Annotated in this window: 17 protein-coding genes; 8 read left to right on the top strand and 9 right to left on the bottom strand. The window is 57.3% G+C overall.

Features of this window, described 5'->3' with window-relative positions; translation table 11 throughout:
- Positions 1-5 precede the first annotated feature (5 nt).
- Both LG297_RS04485 and LG297_RS04480 read right to left on the bottom strand, forming a co-directional pair.
- Positions 6-929 (bottom strand): NADP-dependent oxidoreductase, encoded by a 924-nt coding sequence (locus LG297_RS04485; protein WP_404425549.1) that lies wholly within the window; start codon positions 927-929, stop codon positions 6-8.
- Complete coding sequence (locus LG297_RS04480) at positions 926-1,390, bottom strand: ester cyclase (protein ID WP_404425547.1); 465 nt, start codon at positions 1,388-1,390, stop codon at positions 926-928. The genes LG297_RS04485 and LG297_RS04480 overlap by 4 nt, the downstream gene beginning before the upstream one ends.
- A gap of 97 nt (positions 1,391-1,487) precedes the next feature.
- On the opposite strand from LG297_RS04480, the gene LG297_RS04475 reads away from it, so the two are divergent.
- Positions 1,488-2,396 (top strand): LysR family transcriptional regulator, encoded by a 909-nt coding sequence (locus LG297_RS04475; protein ID WP_404425545.1) that lies wholly within the window; start codon positions 1,488-1,490, stop codon positions 2,394-2,396.
- A gap of 78 nt (positions 2,397-2,474) precedes the next feature.
- Positions 2,475-2,957 carry a transcription elongation factor GreB gene (gene greB, locus LG297_RS04470; protein WP_404425543.1) on the top strand — a complete coding sequence of 161 codons (483 nt, stop codon included), beginning with the start codon at positions 2,475-2,477 and terminating at the stop codon, positions 2,955-2,957.
- Here the strand turns inward: greB and LG297_RS04465 are convergent.
- From LG297_RS04465 to LG297_RS04445, 5 genes are all read right to left on the bottom strand, one after another.
- The gene (locus tag LG297_RS04465) at positions 2,942-3,352 is read right to left on the bottom strand and encodes a VOC family protein (protein WP_404425541.1); all 411 of its coding nucleotides are present in this window, start codon (positions 3,350-3,352) and stop codon (positions 2,942-2,944) included. The genes greB and LG297_RS04465 overlap by 16 nt on opposite strands.
- A 108-nt stretch (positions 3,353-3,460) precedes the next feature.
- Positions 3,461-4,159, bottom strand: coding sequence for a VIT family protein (locus tag LG297_RS04460; protein ID WP_404425539.1), 699 nt, complete (start codon positions 4,157-4,159; stop codon positions 3,461-3,463).
- Positions 4,160-4,180: 21 nt separating this feature from the next.
- Positions 4,181-6,685, bottom strand: coding sequence for an ATP-dependent helicase HrpB (gene hrpB / locus LG297_RS04455; protein ID WP_404425537.1), 2,505 nt, complete (start codon positions 6,683-6,685; stop codon positions 4,181-4,183).
- A 75-nt stretch (positions 6,686-6,760) separates the two neighbouring features.
- The gene (locus LG297_RS04450; protein WP_404425535.1) at positions 6,761-8,092 is read right to left on the bottom strand and encodes a hypothetical protein; all 1,332 of its coding nucleotides are present in this window, start codon (positions 8,090-8,092) and stop codon (positions 6,761-6,763) included.
- A complete protein-coding gene (locus tag LG297_RS04445; protein ID WP_404425533.1) occupies positions 8,079-9,143 on the bottom strand; it encodes an O-antigen ligase family protein in 1,065 nt (354 codons plus the stop codon). The genes LG297_RS04450 and LG297_RS04445 overlap by 14 nt, the downstream gene beginning before the upstream one ends.
- A 98-nt stretch (positions 9,144-9,241) precedes the next feature.
- Between LG297_RS04445 and LG297_RS04440 the strand changes: the two genes are divergently transcribed.
- Positions 9,242-10,594 carry an O-antigen ligase family protein gene (locus tag LG297_RS04440; RefSeq protein WP_404425531.1) on the top strand — a complete coding sequence of 451 codons (1,353 nt, stop codon included), beginning with the start codon at positions 9,242-9,244 and terminating at the stop codon, positions 10,592-10,594.
- Between the two features lie 288 nt (positions 10,595-10,882).
- On the opposite strand, the gene LG297_RS04435 is transcribed toward LG297_RS04440, so the two are convergent.
- Together LG297_RS04435 and LG297_RS04430 are read right to left on the bottom strand one after the other, a co-directional pair.
- Positions 10,883-12,931, bottom strand: coding sequence for a GumC family protein (locus LG297_RS04435; RefSeq protein WP_404425529.1), 2,049 nt, complete (start codon positions 12,929-12,931; stop codon positions 10,883-10,885).
- On the bottom strand, positions 12,928-14,187 hold the full coding sequence (locus LG297_RS04430; protein ID WP_404425527.1) for a WecB/TagA/CpsF family glycosyltransferase: 1,260 nt from the start codon (positions 14,185-14,187) through the stop codon (positions 12,928-12,930). Before LG297_RS04430 ends, LG297_RS04435 begins: the two co-directional genes overlap by 4 nt.
- Before the next feature lie 315 nt (positions 14,188-14,502).
- Between LG297_RS04430 and LG297_RS04425 the strand changes: the two genes are divergently transcribed.
- From LG297_RS04425 to LG297_RS04405, 5 genes are read left to right on the top strand one after another with little or no spacing between them, the layout of a single operon-like run.
- On the top strand, positions 14,503-15,615 hold the full coding sequence (locus LG297_RS04425) for a glycosyltransferase family 4 protein (RefSeq protein ID WP_404425525.1): 1,113 nt from the start codon (positions 14,503-14,505) through the stop codon (positions 15,613-15,615).
- Complete coding sequence (locus LG297_RS04420; RefSeq protein ID WP_404425523.1) at positions 15,615-16,811, top strand: glycosyltransferase family 4 protein; 1,197 nt, start codon at positions 15,615-15,617, stop codon at positions 16,809-16,811. The genes LG297_RS04425 and LG297_RS04420 overlap by 1 nt, the downstream gene beginning before the upstream one ends.
- Positions 16,804-17,943, top strand: a complete 1,140-nt coding sequence (locus tag LG297_RS04415; RefSeq protein WP_404425521.1) for a hypothetical protein — start codon at positions 16,804-16,806, stop codon at positions 17,941-17,943. Before LG297_RS04420 ends, LG297_RS04415 begins: the two co-directional genes overlap by 8 nt.
- A complete protein-coding gene (locus tag LG297_RS04410) occupies positions 17,940-18,683 on the top strand; it encodes a hypothetical protein (RefSeq protein WP_404425519.1) in 744 nt (247 codons plus the stop codon). Before LG297_RS04415 ends, LG297_RS04410 begins: the two co-directional genes overlap by 4 nt.
- Positions 18,668-20,152 (top strand): hypothetical protein, encoded by a 1,485-nt coding sequence (locus LG297_RS04405; RefSeq protein ID WP_404425517.1) that lies wholly within the window; start codon positions 18,668-18,670, stop codon positions 20,150-20,152. The genes LG297_RS04410 and LG297_RS04405 overlap by 16 nt, the downstream gene beginning before the upstream one ends.
- The last annotated feature ends 52 nt before the right edge of the window (positions 20,153-20,204 follow it).

Raw genomic sequence — 20,204 nt, 5'->3', positions numbered from 1 at the left:
CCATATCAGACCATCGTCACAATGATCTTGCCGTGCGCACGACCTGATGATTGCCGCTCAAAAGCATCGGCAAACTGATCAAGCGGCACGGTCCTGTCGATCAGGACACGCACATTGTTATCGGCCACCGCCGAAACGACCCGTGCCAACCGTTCCCCGTCAGACATATGAAACACAAACTGCGCATTTACATTGTGCGCATGTGCCAATGCCTCGTCCGGCGGGGCAACAAGCGATAGCAGCCTGCCGCCGCTTCGCAGAACACCAAACGATTTTTGCTGTGTTTCGCCGCCAATGGTGTCAATCACCAGATCAATATCCGAAAGCATTTCCGCAAAATCGGCGTGGCGATAATTGATCACCTGATCCGCACCCAGTGTCCGGGCAATGTCGACCCCGTCCGCAGATGCCGTTGCAATCACGCGCGCGCCTGCCGCGCGGGCAAACTGGATGGCAAAGCTACCCACCCCACCGGCCCCGGCATGGATCAGAACTGTCTGACCGACACCAAGATCGCCCAGCTCAAACAGCGCCTGCCACGCTGTTCCCGCCGCCGTCGGGATGCCTGCCGCTATCTCAAGCGGCATGTTGTCTGGCACCTTCACCAGATAACTCGCTGGAACACAGGCAAACCCGGCAAACGCCCCGCCCGCAACCGGATCAAGCCGGGCAATAACCTTGTCACCCTTGTGCCAGCCGGTCACATTTGCCCCGACATCCTCGATCATCCCGGCAAGGTCGGACCCGACCGTGTATCGGAATTCCAGCGGGAAATAACCCTGCAACACGCCACTTTGCAATTTGACGTCCAGCGGATTAAGAGCCGCTGCCCCGACCCGGACCAGAACATCATCCGGACTGATTTCCGGTGTCGCAATATCGCGGATGACAGGTGTGGTGCTGTAATCATCCAGTCTGACGGCTTTCATTGCGCGGCCTCCTGATCAATGCTCGGCCATGCGCCCACCTGATACAACCAGCCAAACCAGTCTTCCAGATGCCATGTGTGGCTTACCTTGCCATTTTCGACATAATGAAATTCGTGGATCGGCATGCGAAAAGCCTTACCTGTCGGCGTAATCCCAAACCACTCACCTGAATGCGTGCCGGTAATTTCCGCACGCACGGCAACCCGGCCGGGCCCGCCAATCATTTCATGGATGATGATTCTCACATCCGGAAAGGCCGCCTGAAACGCCTTTATCAGCGGCTTCATGCCATCGCGTCCCGGTGCCTGCCCGGGGGCAAGCGGGATATCCTGCCAGTCGTTGGTAACCGCCTCATCCAAAAGGTCGGCACCTTCGCTAAAAGCCCGATAGAGTACCTCGATGGCCTTGCGATCCGGGTCTGATACCCCGGTAATCACAGGCTTATTGATTTGATCCGTCATTTTCATTTCCCATTCAGGATTGTTGGATATGGGGAAATGCTATCGATCCTCTCGATATACTTGAAATCGATATAAAATATATGACAACATCCATTTCATGGATTTACATGGTATAGACCTTAACCTTCTGGTGGCCTTCGACGCGCTGATGAAAGAACGCAGCGTCACGCGCGCGGGTATCCGCATTGGCCGCACCCAACCGGCCATGAGTGCCGCACTATCGCGGCTGCGCGGATTGCTTAATGATGAACTTTTCATCCGAAGCCCTGCGGGCTTACAGCCAACCCCGCGTGCCCTTGATCTTGCCGAACCACTCGGGCATGCGCTGGCCGAAATTCAGCGCACGCTTGATTTCACCCAGACGTTTGATCCGACGACGTCCACCGCGACCTTTTCCATCGCACTTTCGGATCATCCGACCTTCAAAGTCCTTCCGATACTGCTTGATGCTCTGCGTCAGAAGGCACCGGGCATCACGCTACGGATCGCCAATTTCACCGCCCGGGATGATGCCATTACCCTGCTTGACGCGGGGGAGGCCGACCTGACGATTGGCGTGCCACCTTCTGAAACCGGTCGCATCCTGACTCAACCGCTTTTTGCGGAAAACTTTGTCTGCGTCATGCGTCGCGACCATCCGGCAGCCAAGGCACCGCTCGACATTCCGGCGTTTCTATCGCTGTCACATTTGCTGGTATCACCGGAAAATGACCGTTTTGGTCTGGTGGATATGGCACTGGCAAAAATGGGCCATAAACGCCGCCTTGCCGTAACCCTGCCCACGATGTATGCCGCCCCGCTTCTGATTGCACGCTCAGATCTGATCGCGACGCTTATGGCGGGCGTCATTCCAGCCTCGGGTCAGACCGACGCGCTTGCCATCCGCCCGCTTCCCTTCGATCTTGATCCGATCGGCTTCACCATGTCCTGGCATCGCCGCAATGATGTCCATCCGGCACAGCGCTGGTTGCGCGATTTTGTCGCGGGCCTGCCGCTTGATGAATAACAAGACGCCCGGTATATGCTACACCGCCGATCCAAATCGCCTCTTTCCCGCGACACGGCGTTAGGCTAAAACCCGCTCATGGACAGACCGATTTACATGACTCCCGAAGGGCTCATAGCCCTTCGGGCTGAACTTGATCACCTGTGGAAAAAGGAACGGCCCGAAACCGTTGCCGTGGTTTCATGGGCGGCAGGTAATGGCGACCGGTCGGAAAATGGCGATTATATATATGGCAAGAAACGCCTGCGCGAAATTGATCGCCGGGTGCGCTACCTGCGCAAACGGATCGAGGATGCGGTGGTCGTCGATCCGCGCGAACAACCCGATCACAGCCGGGTCTTCTTTGGCGCCACGGTCACCTATGTGAATGCCCGTGACGAAGAAGTCACCATCCGCATCGTGGGCGAGGACGAGGCCGAAAGCCTGCAAGGCAAAATAAGCTGGATCTCCCCCGTCGCCCGCGCCCTGATGAAGGCCGGTGTCGGCGATGTGGTCACACTGCGCACTCCTGCTGGCGAGGACGAACTTGAAGTCCTGAAAATCAGCTACCCGACTGCGTAACCATTGGGTCCTGTCACCGCAATTTCATATCCGTCCGGATCACGAACAAAGAACTGATGCGTGCCGTCCTCAAGCTCCGTCACCGGTTCGGGTTTGAACCCGGCATCGTTTAGCGCGTCGAACATGCCCGCAACATCATCGGATTCCAGATACCAGACCAGCCCTGCAAAGGATGGCCGCATCCGGCGTTCTTCATGGGAAACCCCGCCGTGTACGGCCAGCATCAAACGGATTTTGCTATCTCCGTCGCCTGCTTGCAGCATCGCCCATACCGGCTCGTCATCCAGATCGGATAATGTCCGCACCACCACCTCAAACCCCAGAAACCGGTAAAACCCGATACTGCGGTTGATCTCGGCAACATTCAGAAGCGGTGTGGCGGCTGTGATCATCATGATCCTGTTAAACGCAAAATCGCGGCTCGATTATGCCTGCCTGTGCAAAATGCGTATAGCCCTGCCGTTACGGGGACCGCTCGAAACAGAATAGCCAGCAAACTCAGACTAGAGCACAGCGCCAAACAAATTGCCGATCATCGCAGTCAGCACCATCGCAAACGCGCCCCAGAATGTTACCCGCACCGATCCACGCAGCACATTCGCCCCGCCCGCCTTCGCACCAAGCGCGCCCAGAATGCTAAGCGCAATCAGGGCCGCAACGGCAACCGCCGGAATAATTGTACCAACCGGAGCAACCAGAACCATCAGAAGCGGCAAAAAAGCACCCAGCGCAAAGGTCAGCGCCGATGTCGCCGCCGCCTGTATCGGGCGTGCGGTCATCACATCGGATATGCCAAGCTCGTCACGGGTATGGGCGGCCAGAGCATCGCGCGCCATCAACTGACGTGCGACTTGATGGGCAAGGTCATCGGAAAGCCCACGACTGCGATAAATATCGGCAAGTTCTTCAAGCTCGCCCACCGGGTCTTCTAGTTGCTCGCGCTTTTCGCGTGCAATATCGGCTTGTTCGGTGTCCGATTGGGAACTGACGGAAACATATTCCCCCGCCGCCATCGACATGGCACCTGCCACAAGCCCCGCCACCCCGGCAATCAGGATATCGGACCGCGCAATATCGGCCGCCGCAACGCCGACCAGAAGACTTGCAATCGAAACAATTCCGTCATTGGCACCCATGATGGCTGCACGCAACCAGCCAATACGATTGACATGATGTATGACCGGATGGCGACGATGTTCCATCGGACTTCCTTTAAAATGCGGTTACATCCGGCTTTTAACCCGATTGGTCGGTTCGGCCTGCAACGGGTCGTCGGGCCAGTAATGTTTGGGGTACCGTCCCTTCATCTCGGCCTTGACCTGCGCATAGGAGCCGTTCCAGAACCCCACAAGATCGGACGTCACCTGAAGCGGCCTTTGCGCGGGCGACAGCAGGTGCAACGTTACCGCCACCTTGCCCCCTGCGATTTTCGGTGTTTCGGTCGCGCCGAACATTTCCTGCAACCGGACCGGAAGGGCGGGTGTTTCACCACTATAATCAATACGGATATGGGACCCGGTCGGCACGATCCAATGGGTCGGGGCCTGCCGGTCAAGCTCTTGGCGCCTGTTCCAGTCAATGCCCGATATCAAAGCCTCCGCCAGATTGATCTGTCTAAGCTGGCTGCGTTTATTGATCCCGCCAAGATATGGCATCAACCAATCCTCAAGCCCGCCCAAAAGCGCATCATCGCTCATATCGGGCCAGTTCCCCGGATCGACCCGGTGCAGAAACGCCATCCGTTCGCGCAATCCTTCTGCCGCCTTGTCCCACGGCAGGCAATGCAGGCCAAGACGACGAATACCTTCGATCATCGCCGCTGCAATCGCATCCGGTCCGGCTTCGTCACGGGTGGCTTTTTCATCAAGCACCAGCGCACCGATCCTCCGTTGCCATCGCGCCTGCACCGCATCGCTTTGCGCATCCCAGAAGACCTCTGTCCCCTCGGAAATCTGATCGCCAAAATGGGTTTCAAGGCTTGCCCGAGACAAAGGGGCCGCAAGGTAAATCCGTGCCTCGCGTGCCTGCCCGTCAAGCTCCGCCACTACGATATAGGGTTCGTTCGCCAACGCATCGTCATTGGCCAGTATCCCGCCACGCCCGCCCGACAGGCGATAACGCGCATCCGTACCCTTGCGCCGCTCGCCAATCCGGTCGGGATAGGCAAAGGCCAGAAGTAACCCGACCTGATCGACATGATCAACAAGGACGGCGGGGTTATGACTGCCCGCGTTACTGGCCTCTTTCTTTGTGACCTCCGCCAGTCGGCGCGAGAGCTGCCTTACCGCTTCAATCATCATTTTCGGGGCCTTGCGGGCCAAAATCGCCTCGACCCGAAGCCGCAAATCTGCCCCGCGCCCGCGCATGAAATCCCGATCCGACAAAAGTGCTGCCATCGCACAGGCAACCTCGCCAAGTCCAAGGCGCGCCCCGCGCAACATCATATGCGCCAAGCGCGGATGCACCGGCAATGCGGCCATCGCGGTGCCCATCGGCGTGATCCGGTTGGCATCGTCAATCGCCTCAAGCCGCCGTAACACATCGCGCGCCTGATCGATTTTTGCCCCATCAGGTTGGTCCAGCCACGGCAAGCTTGCCGGATCAGCCACACCCCAACGTGCAAGCTCCAGTGTCAGCGGCGCCAGATCCGCATCGGCAATTTCCGGTGCGGTAAACGGGGGACGGGCGCGATGTTCGGCCTCTGCCCAAAGGCGATAACACACGCCTGGCTCTAATCGGCCGGCACGACCACGACGTTGTTCGGCACTGGCCTGCGATGATTTGACCGTCACCAGTCGCGTCATGCCCGATGCCGGATCAAACCGTGGCAAACGCTGCAACCCGCAATCCACCACCACCCGGATGCCATCAATCGTCAATGACGTTTCGGCAATCGCAGTCGCCAGCACCACCTTGCGCATGCCTTCTGGGGCGGGCTCAATCGCAATGTCCTGTGCCCTGGTTTCCATCGCGCCATAAAGCGGTGCAATAATCACCGTTGGATCAAGCCCGTCTTTCAACGCCGCCTCAACCCGCGTGATTTCGCTCTGTCCCGGCAGAAAGGCCAGGATCGACCCGCTTTCCTCGCGAAGTGCCAACTGGATCGCCGCCGTCATTTCCCGGTCAATCCACACATCGGGTCGGATCGGGATATATTTTGTTTCAACCGGGAAAGCGCGGCCTTCGCTGGTGATCACCGGGCAACCGCCCATCAGAGCCGCAATCGGATCACCATCAAGGGTTGCCGACATCACGACAATGCGCAAATCATCGCGAAGGGCGGCCTGCGTTTCCAAAGCCAATGCCAATCCCAGATCGGCATCAAGCGACCTTTCGTGAAATTCGTCAAAAATCACACAACTGATGCCTGAAAGTTCCGGGTCATCCTGGATCATGCGAACCAGAATACCTTCGGTCACGACCTCGATCCGGGTTCTGGCAGAAACCTTGCTGTCAAACCGAACACGATAACCGACCATCTCGCCCACGCTTTCGCCCAACAACTGCGCCATCCGGCGCGCCGCCGCCCGCGCGGCCAGCCGCCGGGGCTCCAGCATCACGATCTTCTGATCATTGCGCCATGCACTTTCCAGTAATGCCAAGGGCACCTTCGTTGTTTTCCCTGCCCCTGGCGGGGCCTGCAGAACCGCATTGGTAGCGGTTTCGAGCACGGCACAAAGGTCGGGCAGAACGGCATCAATCGGAAGGACGGGAAAGGCTTTGGGCATGAACGACTTTCTGATTTCTCGTTTGAGGGCCGGTATTTGTCCCGGTTATTTCCCAAAATGTACAAACGGGCAAGGTTACGTGTCTCTGGTACTCGCCTCAATCCGCCGCGCATTCAGGACAATCCCCCGCTCCCCACCAATCCGTTGCAGGGTTTTAAGGCCGCGCGTCAGCCCGTAAAGCGCTTCCATACCTCCGCTGCTTCGCATTTTCTGTGCCTCGATCCGGGTGATTTTGAAAAGATCGCGAAACGCCTGCTCCGAAAGCGCACGAAGTGCATCCTCCTTTTCCGCACGGGTCGGATCAGGATGCTCAAAAACCAATGGGCGGGCGGGGTTGAATGCTTCTGTCATCGCGGTCTTTTCTATCACAATCGATAGGGCCCAGACCATCCATGCCTGTGTCCAGCGCATATAATTGCGCCGATCCACGCCAAACCGCCCAAGACCGGCATAAAAAACACCGCGCTTTGCATCAAACAATGCTTCATACGCCCAATCCGCAATCTTCTGTGCTGCTTCAAGCTCGTCAAACCGGCAAAGTGTCGCGATAGCTTGTGCCACCGCATGACAATCAACATACCTGTCCCGCCCGGCAAAGCTGCGCGGGCGGCCATTCACGTCAAAACATTCCGCACGGTAAAACGCATAGCCACGCATGATCGCGTCATCCAACCCGACCATCCCCGATGTCCGGAACCGATCCAGCACATCAAGAATGTAACCGGTATGAAAGCCATCAACAAAACGATGATGCGACCGCGTGCCATATTCCCACGCCCCATCGGAACGCTGTGCGGCCAGAACCTGCGCAACCGCCTTCCGGCTTATCTCATTGCCCGGATCAATGCGATGTAAGGCCCAGGCGCCCCAAAGGCTGGCATTGTGGATTTCGCCATCCCCCTGCCCGACATAGGCAAAATACCCATTCCGCCAAAGCCCGCGCAAAAATCCCGCCGCCCGTTGCAATACCGGGTCGCTTGATGCCATACCGCCTGCCATCAACCCATCCACCGCAAAGCTTGTGACAATTGCATTGGACGCACCGTGCGGCACATAAAAGGCGCGTGCCTGCCAAGCAAACGGATATCCCCAGCCACCGTCCTTGTTTTGCATCTGGCAAAGCCTGCCCGCCACATTGCAAAGCCGCACCCCATCAGCCGCCCCCAAAAGCAACGCTAGTGTTTTCGGGTTTTGCAATGCTGGTATCATCGCGATGTGACGCAATAGCCGCGGCCCGCGCTTTATCGCCTGCAACCATGCCAGCCGCGCCATACGAAACCGCCCCAAACCGGTTGCCCGGAACATTCGGCTTTCGAGCCCATCAAACGGATCCGTCCCGGCAAAGTCGGCGTGAACAATTCCCGCGAGAACACGATCACGCACCGCAATCAGATCATTGCCTTGCATCGGCATTCTCCCGCATGGCAATCCCCGCCGCCATCCCGCAACAAATCAGATAATGCCCGTATGACAATGTATTGTCCGTCACCATCGTCACCGCGACCGATGCAAGAATACAGATCGCCAACCGCGCCCCCCGCGCACACCAGATCAGCATCCCCCAACCGACCAACCAAAATAATGCGCCGATCAATCCCGTCTCGAACAGGATGCGGAAATGATCGTTGTGCAATGCTCCAAAAGCCGCCGCAGACGGCAAATCCTGCAAAACCGCCTCGACACTCCCCGCACCAAAGCCAAGCCATTGCCGCGCGTCGGATGCCGTTTGCCAATCATCCCAGAACATCCGCCAGAATGCCAATCGCCCGCTCCCATGCGTCATCAACAGTCGCGGCAGCCACATGGTCGCGATGATCCCCGCCGCAATCAACACCGGCAATCCGCAAAGCCATGTCACCGCGCGCGAAAAGCGAACCCGCCCGACAAAGACGATCACAAGCGCCAAAACCGCGATCCGCGTCTGGCTCAAGGCAACGGCGATCGCCGCACCCCCGCCAATCCATCCGCGCGCATGCCCCCGCATCGTGCACGTCAATGCAAACAACCCCAGAAACAGAAACGGATGATTAAGCCGCCATCCTTCATGGGTGATCTGAAAAACGCTTGCCATCGGCAGATACAAAATCAATGCCGGCACCATCACCCACAAACAATCCCGCCCCAGCCATAGGCCGCATATCAGGCCAAGCGGCAGGATCAAAAGATTGCCGATCAGCCGGACTTTCTCATCCGTCCCGGCATCGCCAAGCCCAATAACCCCGACCAACCCGGCCAGCAAAAGCACGGCGACCAATCCATCCCCCGTCAATCGGGCCTGCAAAACTGCAGGAAATACACAAATCCCCCAAAACCCGATCAGGATAAGCTTCGCCACCATCCCACCAAACCCGATCAGCCAAAGGGAAACCAGCATTGCCACAATGCCCGGCAAGATAACGGATATAGAAATTCCCGTTGCAGGTACGGCCCCGCCCGATTTCAAATCCGGTTCCGTCATAAACATCCCCGCACGGACACCGCCGCGCCACGACACCACGGGACAAACCGGCAAAACTCCGCTATCGTGATCGCATTGTAATTACGGATATTTTCGGGATGCCGATGCCGCGACTGGCGCAATTCTGTCTGATATCGCAAATCGTTCTGGCACCGCTTCTGCTGGGCGGGGCCCGACCATGGGCGATGGCAATGCTGACCATCCTGACCGGTATCGGCCTGATCGTCACCGGATGGCGCGGCAGAATGGTACTCGTACCCTCCACCTTGCAAATTGTCCTTGCCGGGACGCTTGTTTCCTTTTGGCTGGTATTGCAGGCTGCACCATTCTGGCCAATGCAGCCCCTGCCCTTCGACGCCCCTCGTATCGCCCTGTATCCGCATGCATGGCAATCCACAATCGGCAATATCGTCTGGCTGGTCGGCACCTGTATTCTGGTCGGACAGAACGCCCAGAACCAAGGCAGGGCTTTCATGCGCCATATCGCCATCGCCGTGGTGATTTCTGCATCCATTCAGGCTGTCCTTGCGGCCTTTGCCGATGTGATGGCACTTGAAACCACCTACTGGTTTGCCAAGCAGGCCCATCTTGGCGACTGGACAGGTACTTTCGCCAACCGCAATGCCTTTGGCGGGTTGATGGCGATTGCCACCTTGTGCTGCCTGTATCTGTTCTGCCGCAAAAGTGCCGCAACAACCGGACAGAGGATCGACCATGCAGGCGGCTGGATCGCCCTGGCCCTGATTTTCACCGCCGCCCTGATCGAAAGCCATTCGCGCAGTGCCGCTGTGGCCCTTGCCATCGCAATCGCGGGTTTCGCAATCCTTTATCGTCCGCCCCGTTTCCGGACCGGAATTTGGCGCACCACCTATCCCTTCCTGATTATCCTTAGCACGCTGGCGATCCTGAAAATTATTGCCGCGATGGCCCCCGGCCTCGGTAATCGTTTCGCCGAACTGGCACGACTTGACCTGATCCAGCGTGACGATGCTTGGCAAACCGCATTCATCGCCATTACCCACCGGCCCCTTGCCGGTTTTGGCCCGGACAGTATCGCATTGGTGATGGATCATTTTGCCACCGATGGCCTGAACCGCAATGCTGCATGGTTCAGCAGCCATAACCTTTGGTTCGATGCCGCCCTGATTTTTGGCCCCCCCATCACGCTACTGCTTGTCGGTTTCATTCTGTACCGATTAAGTCGGACGATCCTCAATACCGCAAGCAGAGCGGACCGTACCCTGCTGATTAATCTCGCCATTCTGACCGGCATCATGGCAAGTGTCGGCTGGGTTGCCTCCCTCCCCGCCCTCATTCTTCCGTTCCTGTCGGTTTTGTGCGGTCTTGAAGCAGCGCAGACAACGCAACCTGCCGAAGGGTTTCAATATCGGGGTGGTCGCCTGCAATCAGCACCGCCCGATCAAGTTCCTCGGCAATCGCATGTGGATTGACGTCCACCCCCTTTGCCCGCGCAACCGACCGAAGCGACAGCAAAACCGGATCAAACGGCGCATCGGAAAGCCCCACCGTTGCGAGTTCGTCCAAGGCAATCCAGTCGCCGGACCGAAATGCCGCGCTGATGGCTTTCCCTATCGCAGCACTGGCAAAACCATCACCATCACGCAGTGCGAACGCAATATCGGCATCCCGATCAAACGCAAATACCTCGCCACCAAGGCGAAACGCTCCGACCAGGATCAAAACCAAGCCAACAGCAGAAATAATCAGACGAGGATATGTCATACCGCCCCAGTCGCAATGGCACCCGTGCGGCCATAGGCCGGTTTGACTTTTGCCGCACTCAGAACAAGCCCGTCGGGTTGCAGTCCCGCGGCCTGTAGCTGGCTGATCGCATCGCCGACATCGCGACGCTTGCTGTATCCACGGCGCAAGACCAGCAAACGCGCATCGGACGCCCCCATCAACAACACGGCATCCGCCACCGATAAAATCGGCGGACTATCGATCACGATGCGTTCATAATGGCCCCCTAATCCCATAAGGACAGCTTCAAGCCCGGTTTCGAGCAACCCGGTCGCCAGACTGCCTGGTACAGATGCCCGTGCGCCAAGATAGTCAAACACCAACCCGTCTTCCGCACGCAAAATGGCGTCGTCCGGTGCAGCATCCCCGGCCAGAGTCGCCGTCAGATCGGCCGCCCCCGCCCCACCATGAACCTTTCCCAAACCTGCCGGATGACGCAAATCTCCGTCCAGAAGCAGGGTTTTTAACCCCGCCATCGCGAAACCAGTGGCAAGGTCATGGGCCAGTCTGCTTTTGCCCTCGCCCGCCACCGCCGACCCGATACAGGTAATGTGGGGTCTGCCCGGTTCCCCGCGCGTTTTGACAAGGATATTGATGAGAACGACCAGATGACCGACGGCTTCCTCCATTGCAATTGACTGATTATCCGGATGATCAATCTGCGGCGTTCTGGTAAAAAGCGGGACGCCAAACTGATCCTCGATACTTCCGTCATCATGAATGGACTGATCGAAATAGTGCCGTAGCATCCCGGCACCGGTGGCGGCAAAAAACGCAATCAAAACCCCAGCGATCCACAAATCCCGCCTTGCCGGAAACTCCGCCACTTCGGGCAGGGTTGCGGCCTGCATCACTGTCACATCGCTTTGAAACGCAGCAAGGGCGATGCGCAATTCCTGTTCCTGCGTACTCAGCTTGTCAGCTTCGCTGCGCGCCAACTCGACCGCGCGTAAAAGCGTGGCCTGCCCTTGAGCCCTGTCATGACGTCCGGACAGTTTTATCTGCCAGGCATCACGCTGGCTTTTGGTCAGTTCGTATTGTTTTTGTACCTGCTGCAAATCAAGTTCCACCTGACGTGCGGCAAGCATGACAGCTTCGTTCAGATGGGCCTGCACGGTTTCGAGTTCACCCGTAATAGCAATCATCGCCGGGTGTTTCGGGCCATAACGCTGATCCATGGCGGTATGGTTTCGCCGCACATCGTCATATTGCCCGGCAAGCTTGCGTACCATTTCATGATTGGCAACCGGCGGCAACGCCAGAAGTTCGTCAATCGATTGCGCTTTTGCCTTGGCCTCTGCCATCAGACGGGTGCGCTCCAGATCACGCCGGGCCTGTTCAAGCGCCCCATTAAGCTCGTATATGCGGTCGAGCATCAACCGGCTTTCATCGCCCTCGACAAACCCCGCCGCCTGTTGCCAGTCGGCAAGGGCGGCTTCTGCCGCCTCAAGCCTCATATTGGCCGCCATCAACTGGTCCGACGTTTCCGAAAGCCTTGCACGGAGCCCCTGTTTTCGTGCGCTTTCACGCTGCCAGAGATAACTGTCGATAACAGCCGAAAGGATTTTTTGGCTGCGAACCGGATCGGCATCACGCGCACTGACCTCAATCACCGATGCATTGCCAATCCGCGCAACCCTGATCGTTGATCGCAAAATACCAAGGGCGCGTTCCTCACCAGCCGGGATATCCAAACCATCGGGCACAACAGAAACACCCTCGCCGCGCAGGACCGACAGGGCGCTTTCCAGAACCTCGTTGCCGCGAAGCTCGGCCATTCGGGTTTCCAGATGCTGCGCAATACCAATACCATCCAAAGGCGTTCCATCGCCGCCGGTCACAAAACCGATTTCCGCCACTGACCGATATGTCGGCATCCAGTGCGGAATGATCAGAGCCGCCACAATCAGCACGGCAGCAAATGCCAGTGCGACCATTCCCCGTCTCTGCCACAGTACCGGCAAAAGATCGATCAGCGCCAAATCGAACCCGTCGCGGTTTTGCGAATTTCCGGAATGCCTCATCGCGGGCTCACCGATGGTTGTTCAATCCAGTCGGATTGATCCGTGTCTGCCCATTTTTCCGTGATTGTCGTGTTCCAGCTTTGCGTTGCCGCCGGATCCCAATGCGCATAGTGATTGCTGAAACGAACGGGTAAAAATGGCTCTGCTGCCTTTGGTGCTGTCACGGAACCAGGTACGTCGGCTACCGCCGTCACTTCTGTCTGGACAGAATATCCACCATCAAAAAACCGGCGGGATATTTCAGGAAAATATTCCTCTGTCATTACGTCGCGCACAATGGGGTCGGGATACATTGCAACAACCCGAAGCACCGTCTTCATAACGATCAGCTCCATCAAAAAACTCCCTGTCCCGCCCGGCACAAACATCCTCGTCAACATCAAAACCCGGTCCAGGATTCGCAAAATCGCCCTGAAATCTTCGATCATCAGGTTGCCTTCGTCTGCCGCTACATCCCCCGCGAGCAATTTTGCGATCAGGCTATCGACGATACCGTCAATTTCCACCGTTCTGTCTTCCGACACCTGCCGGGTCAAAAACTGCATCAGTTCCGTTGCCTGCGTGTCCGCAATTGCCATGTCCTGTTGCGATAGCACCTCCTGACTTGATGCATCGACCGGCGACAACACCAGCCAGATCGCGCCGATAAGCACGGCTGCCAAACCCGCCACGCGATAGAACAAACGCCGCCTTGCCCGCAAGATGGCCGGGGTCACCACGCACGCAAACCGCGCAAGCCCGCGAACATAACGCGGTACCATAACCCCGGGGGCTGCGGCGATACGCCACGCAAATTCCAGCCCGCATCTTTGTAACATTACCGGCGCACGTTTGATGTCGCCTGCCAGCACATCAAACGCCCCGCCAACCCCCATGACAAAACGGCAACCGGTTTCCGGCCCGTAATCGACCACAAACGCATCCTTGCGAGGGCTGGGTAGCGCGACAAATAGAACATCAGCCCCGCTTATACGTACTATTTCGGCCAGTTTGGCATCATCCGGGTCATACCCATGATGGGCTCCTGCAATGACAAGACCGGGGAAACGAATGGAAAACCGTTCTTGCAACCGCTCAAGAACACCGATCCGCGCGCCAAGCAAAAAAACCGAACGCCCGTCCGCCTCAAAACGCGGCAAAAGGCTTTCCATCAGATCAATGCCCGTTACCCGCTCCGGCACATTGATCCCCAGCAACCACGCAGCCCAGACAATACCCATGCCGTCGGCTGACAGGCAGTCCGCACGGCTCAACATTCTGTGGATATTCCGATCCCGACGCGAAAGTGCAAATTTGACGGCATTTAACGACAGATGACAAAAACAGCTGCGCCAATCCATATCCATCCGCGCGCAAATATCGTCAGCCAGCTCGGTCCGCCGCCGCATGTCAAGTGGCAACCCGAAAAAATCCCGTCGGTCACTGGTCATCCCCGCCGATATCTCCCCCAATTTCTGCCTATGCGATGGCTGTAATTGTTAGCTCCCCGACAACCAACTGACAAATCATTGAATTTAAAAGTAACTTATGATTGTCTTGTCATCAAGATAAACACCGGATGGTGATCGCGCGTGAAGATTGTTCTGGTCACGAATATCGTTCCGCCCTATCGGCAGGCTGCCTATGGCATGCTTGCACACCGCGTTCGCACCTGTGATTCAGAGGGCGAGTTTCGCATCATCTGTACTCATCATCACGAACCGCAACGCTCCTGGCCGCTCCTGACCGGCGAATTTGCCCAAACGATCCTGCCCCGTGCGAAAATCCCGCTTGGCGAAAACCGCACGATTGCGATCAATTTCGGGCTGGATCGCGCCCTTGATCATGCCCGGCCTGATGCTTTGATCCTTGCCGGTTTCGGCCCGACACAGTGGCAGGCGCATCTTTATGCCCGCAGGCATAATATCCCGACCATCGTGCAATTCGATGGCTGGGCTGCATCCGATGCGGCGTATCAAAACCCGCTGCGCGAAAACATCCGGCGCAGGATGATCGCGCGCGCCAGCATCTGCATCGCTGCGGGCGAAAACGGTCGCGACTGGTTTGTCCGTTTTGGCAAGGCCGGAACCGACATCCTGATCGCACCTATCCCGCCCGCCTTCACACCCCCCGATCATCGGTCGGGTTTTAATGATCGCCCGGTTGATCTTCTGTGGTGCGGGCGACCGACACGATCCAAGGGCTTTGATACCTTCCTTGAAATCGCAAGCCAGCTTCATCGCAATGGGATTGCCAAAAACATCCGGATCGTCGGCGCGAACCATCACAATGATATTGCGGACCGGCTGCCCCGCATGGGCTTAAGCACGGTTACCGAACTTGTGGAAAATGTCGCGCCATCGAAACTTCCTGCTCTTTACCAACAGGCCAAGCTCTGCCTTCTGCCCAGCCGCAACGATGCCTATGGCGTCACCGTGATTGAGGCGATTGCATGTGGCTCGGTCGCACTGGCAACCAATCGGGTCGGCTGCACCCGTGATATGTTGAGCTCGCCCGAAATCCTGCCTAGCAACATTGTGCCCGCATGGATTGATGCTTGTAGCAGACTGCTTTGCGATCAGGCAGCATGGCGGAAAACACAAATTACACAACATTCGCGCATCACCCATAACAATCCGGTCCATCATACCGAAACACTCTGGCAGGCCTGCCTTATGGCGACGAACCGGATGGAGGCCGCCTGATGCATCAACACCTTACGCGCAGCAATGCCCCTGTGTGGATGATTGGCCGCAATGACCAGTTCCGCATTCTCGCCGCCCATCTCGCACACCATAACCGGCTGATCCGCTGGGACAGTTTCTGGCGTCATGACGGCAATGGCCTGATCACGCCACCGGCGCGTCTCATCGATCCGGCGCTTGCCTCTATTCCCGGTCGTCACCTTCTGCCTGATCTGTTGGGCAAGGCCGCCAAAAAGCTGCGCCTGCCTGCCCACAACCTTTATTCCGATCTACCGCTGTCATGGCTGGCACGTGCCCATATGCCCGATGCCCGCATCCTGCACGGACAAGGCAATTACAGCCTGCCTGCCATGCGAGCCGCCCGCGAACATGGCATGGTAATAATTTCCGATGTTACCGGCCAGCTTGCCCCGATTCGCCACCGCCAGCTTTCCGATGAATATCGCCATCACGGTTTGCGCTATCGCGAAATATCGAACTTCCTCGCCCGCCGCCGGATCGCCGAAGCCCGCTTTGCCGATGGGGTCTTTGCACCCTCCGATGCGGTCGCCGCCGGGCTTGAGGAATGCGGTATCGATCCCGCCCGTATTCATCTGGTGCCCTTTGCCTCCAGCCTGTGCGCGCAGCTTTTAAACGGCAAACGCCCTGCACGAAAACACAGAATCATCCGTCTGCTTTATGTCGGCAACATCGCGATTGCCAAGGGCATCCGGATTTTGATCGAAGCCTTTCGAACCCTTCGCACCCGGCTTGGCCCGACCATAACGCTTGATCTGATCGGCCCGGCCCAGTCTTGTGCCCTTGCCTACCTTGCCAAACTGCCGCAGGGCTCCGTCTGGCACGGTCCGCTCCCGCAAACAGAACTATCCCGTCATTTGGCTACCGCCGATGTCTTTGTATTTCCCAGCCTGTCAGAAGGCAGCAGCCTCGCCCTGCTCGAAGCCATGGCAGCCGGATGTGCCGTGATCACAACCCCGGATGCCGGAAGCCCGATCAAACATGACCAAACCGGCATCCTGATCCCGCCACGCAATAGCGAGGCGCTTGCCGATGCCATCCACGAGCTGCAGGCAAATCCCGCCAAACGCAAATCCCTTGGCAAAGCTGCCCGTCACCTGATCGCAACCGACATCACGCAAGGCTATGGCAAACGTATCGAGGCCGCCTATGACAGGGTTTTTGCCCACCATGCATAGGCTGTACTCGCACCTTTATCCCCTCTGGCTGGTAATCGCCAATCTGGTCGCACGTCTGGGTGGCATGATCACTCTGCTTTTGGTCGGTCATCACTTTGCCCCGGATCAGCTTGCTGGTTATTTCACTGCCCTTGCCACCATCGGACTTGCGGTAACCATCGCGCAGGCCGGGTGTGGCCCGCTCCTGATCCGGCTTTATCAAACGAGCCAGATCAAGGTGATCGTTACCATTTGCGCCCTGCGCGTGACTTTGGCGCTTGCAGCAACCGCATTCGTCATCACCACCACCGATATCCCCCTGTCACCGATCCTGCTGATGCCACTTGCCGCGGCACTTGCCCCGGACTGGATCATCACCGGACGCGGACAGCTTTCCCAAATCGCCCTGATTGCCGTTTTTGGCCAGATCGCGGGGATAATCACCGCCGTCATCGCCATTGCAACCAACAGCAATCTGACCCTCTTTGCCATCGCCCCCGCTATCTCATTGGCAAGCCTGATCGCGGGCTTCCTGTTGGCCCTACGCGAACAAGCCACTCAGCAAGCCGTTGCCCGCAAACTTACCGGCAACCATGCGATCAACCTGATCGGGTTCATCCTGCTCGCCGGGGCGCTACCCAATCTGGATTTCGTATTGCTCGGTCAAAACCTGCCCGACGCAGCGCACGACAATCTGATGCTGGGTCAACGCATTTTCCTGATCACATCGGCCATCATTGCCAGCATTTCGACGGCATTATTTGCCAAACGACAGTCCGGGTTGCTCCGTGATATCTGGCTTATCACACCGCCGCTTGCCACAACTGCGATACTGTTGTTCATCCCCGAAACGCTTGCCCTGCTATTTTACGGCACGACCAATGCCGACCTCGTTACCTTACTGCGCACAGGTGCCTTCTGGCCCGCACTTCTCGCCATGATCTCGCGTCAGATCCTGATTTCGCAGGAAACGGAAAACCGCTTGTTCCCCGGTTGGCTTTGCCTTGCTCTTCTGGTCGTCTCCGGCCTGCTTCTGCCGGCTTTTCCCCATGAAACCGATGCCCTGATCGTTATGCAGCTTCGTCTGACTATTTGCCTGTTCCTGATGCTGATCTGTCACCGCAGTCCAATTTTGCGGAACAAACCGGCATGAAGAAATTGCAAGCCGAAATCATCAATAGCCGGCTTGTCACAGGTCAGTATGGCGATATCCGTTTCGGACCATGGGGTTTTGAATACTCTGACCGGCATTCTTTTGTCAGCCTCACCGATCAATGCCGTAATGCGCGCCAGACTGGTGATCACTGGCAGCTTGCCGAAGGAGAGTGGGCTCTTGATTATCACACCCTTCAAACAGATCAGAACAGGCTGCACATTCGGGCGGCACTCACCGCGCGTTGCGATGGGTTGTTACAGGATGCCGTCATCCGGCTGGTCTTTGACAAATCCAATATTCAAACCGGTGAAATTGCCGGTCGCCAATATCGCCACACCGACAGTGACAGATACCGCCTTTATCCGGTCCGTACTGCCCACTTGACCGGGACCGGTGACACAATCATTTCCGTCACCCTTGATCGTTATGATGGGGCCGGTCGCTTTGCGCCCTATCTTTATCTGCGCGATAGCTGCGATCATTGGATCATTCACGCCCGTCTGCTGCCAATTGATCCGGTCGATCACGTCTGGCTGCGCTGGGCCAATCGCCTTTTCACCCTGTCCACTCCGGACTGGCTCGCGCGTATGATCTGGAACTGCCCGGGCGGCAGGGCCATCTTCTGGCGCCTGCGCGAACGGCTTGGCCGGCACTGCCCCGAAATACAGGCCGTGCCACTCAATAACCTGAAATCCGGTCAGTCCCTGCTGCTGGAGGTCACATGCAGGTTCCGGTAGACCCTTCCAATCTGCAGGAACGCTGCCTTCGCCTCGCCCGGCTGATCGCCGATCAACTGGCTGATCAGCAAGGCGAAGACGGCAACTTCGCCCAGCACAGCTTTTACGCCAAGGCCTATGCCCTCGCCCTTTGGCAAAATCTGGGTGATACCTGCTATCTCCCGAAAAGCATCGTGGCGATAAACGTCCTGAAAATCGAAAAGCAGGACCAACTCTATCACCGTGAATTCATCGAATACGCACTGCAAAGCTGCCCGGACGTAAACGTCGAAACCCGTAACGCCATCTTGCGAAACGCCCCGTATCAAACACCCAAGGTCGCAAACTGGCTCATGCTTGCTATGCGCATCCGCCAATCCGGTTCATGGTGGGATAAACTGCGCGCCAAACTCAACTGGTTGTATATCCGCATCCGCTTCTGGCGCATGCCCGCTTTCATGGATCGCCCCGGCAGCTTTTCAGCCCAGTATCATGCCTTCTGCGCAGCCTTGCTGACCGATAGCCCCATCCAAGCCCAACGCGAAATCGCGACATATGCCACCAGCCTGATCGCCCGGCTTTGCAGGACGACGGGCATCCCCAATCCTGTCGGACGCGGTGCCGGACAAAGCTTTGGCGTGGCAACCGCCCTTTACGCTCTGCTCAAACACGGTTATCGCGCGGAAGGCGAAGCCATTCTGTTTCGCCTTGAACAGATACTGTTGCTAACCGAAACATTGCCGCTGAACCTGCTTGCACCCAATCCCTTGCCAGAAGCCCCCGGTCCGGATAATTCACAAACACCGGGCTGGTATAGCTATAACCGGCATTACGATTATCTGGCTTTCACCGGTTTCTGGCTGCTGCGCACGGCAATGAATAACATCCCCGAATCTGCACCAACCAATCCGGCCACCGCCACGCCCGATTTCCTTATGATCAAGGATACACGCCATTATCATGCCCGCATGTGCCTGCGCGGAAAGACGTCTTATGACGTCACATCATCACCGGTTCTGATCACGAACGGCCACATTTTCCTGCCGCCCACCAGCGGCGAAGAAGACTTTCCAAGCCTTTACTGCCCGGCATCCCAGCCTCTTCCCGCCTTTGCCGGTCACGAGTCTTTCGGGGCATTCACATCGGGCACCGTCAAAGATACCAACGTGAATATCGCATTCAGGCTGGCGGGGTTGCGGGGGCAGCGGAGCATCACATTCCACGAGGACGAAATTGTCATCTATGATCAGGTCCGGACAGACAGTCCATCGGGCCTGCATCTGTTCCGCCTGCTGATTCCCGCCGGTTTTACCATTGGAAGACCAGATAAAACCCGGATTGACGTCCCCGAATTGAACCTGCACCTGATCGCCGATCATCCGCTTCACATTGCCGATGACGGCCTGTTTGCCGTGACCGGCCCGGTCAAAACGATCTTTGTGCCAAACCAAAACACCGCAACACTTCGCATTGTCTGGAACCCGTCATGAACCAGAATGATGCCATCACCGTGATCACCACGGTTCGAAATGGCGATGCCTT

Source organism: Thalassospira australica, assembly GCF_044790785.1.
GTDB lineage: Bacteria > Pseudomonadota > Alphaproteobacteria > Rhodospirillales > Thalassospiraceae > Thalassospira > Thalassospira australica_A.
Note: the sequence above shows the minus strand (reverse complement) of the source record. Positions and strands in the feature narration are given on the sequence as shown.

Coding starts and splice junctions, on each gene's coding strand:
- LG297_RS04450 (WP_404425535.1), bottom strand. CDS start 8,092: ATGCAAGGCAATGATCTGATTGCGGTGCGTGATCGTGTTCTCGCGGGA.
- LG297_RS04480 (WP_404425547.1), bottom strand. CDS start 1,390: ATGACGGATCAAATCAATAAGCCTGTGATTACCGGGGTATCAGACCCG.
- LG297_RS04435 (WP_404425529.1), bottom strand. CDS start 12,931: ATGAGGCATTCCGGAAATTCGCAAAACCGCGACGGGTTCGATTTGGCG.
- greB (WP_404425543.1), top strand. CDS start 2,475: ATGGACAGACCGATTTACATGACTCCCGAAGGGCTCATAGCCCTTCGG.
- LG297_RS04475 (WP_404425545.1), top strand. CDS start 1,488: ATGGATTTACATGGTATAGACCTTAACCTTCTGGTGGCCTTCGACGCG.
- LG297_RS04415 (WP_404425521.1), top strand. CDS start 16,804: ATGCATAGGCTGTACTCGCACCTTTATCCCCTCTGGCTGGTAATCGCC.
- LG297_RS04465 (WP_404425541.1), bottom strand. CDS start 3,352: ATGATGATCACAGCCGCCACACCGCTTCTGAATGTTGCCGAGATCAAC.
- LG297_RS04440 (WP_404425531.1), top strand. CDS start 9,242: ATGCCGATGCCGCGACTGGCGCAATTCTGTCTGATATCGCAAATCGTT.
- LG297_RS04485 (WP_404425549.1), bottom strand. CDS start 929: ATGAAAGCCGTCAGACTGGATGATTACAGCACCACACCTGTCATCCGC.
- hrpB (WP_404425537.1), bottom strand. CDS start 6,685: ATGCCCAAAGCCTTTCCCGTCCTTCCGATTGATGCCGTTCTGCCCGAC.
- LG297_RS04460 (WP_404425539.1), bottom strand. CDS start 4,159: ATGGAACATCGTCGCCATCCGGTCATACATCATGTCAATCGTATTGGC.
- LG297_RS04405 (WP_404425517.1), top strand. CDS start 18,668: ATGCAGGTTCCGGTAGACCCTTCCAATCTGCAGGAACGCTGCCTTCGC.
- LG297_RS04420 (WP_404425523.1), top strand. CDS start 15,615: ATGCATCAACACCTTACGCGCAGCAATGCCCCTGTGTGGATGATTGGC.
- LG297_RS04445 (WP_404425533.1), bottom strand. CDS start 9,143: ATGACGGAACCGGATTTGAAATCGGGCGGGGCCGTACCTGCAACGGGA.
- LG297_RS04430 (WP_404425527.1), bottom strand. CDS start 14,187: ATGTTGAGCCGTGCGGACTGCCTGTCAGCCGACGGCATGGGTATTGTC.
- LG297_RS04410 (WP_404425519.1), top strand. CDS start 17,940: ATGAAGAAATTGCAAGCCGAAATCATCAATAGCCGGCTTGTCACAGGT.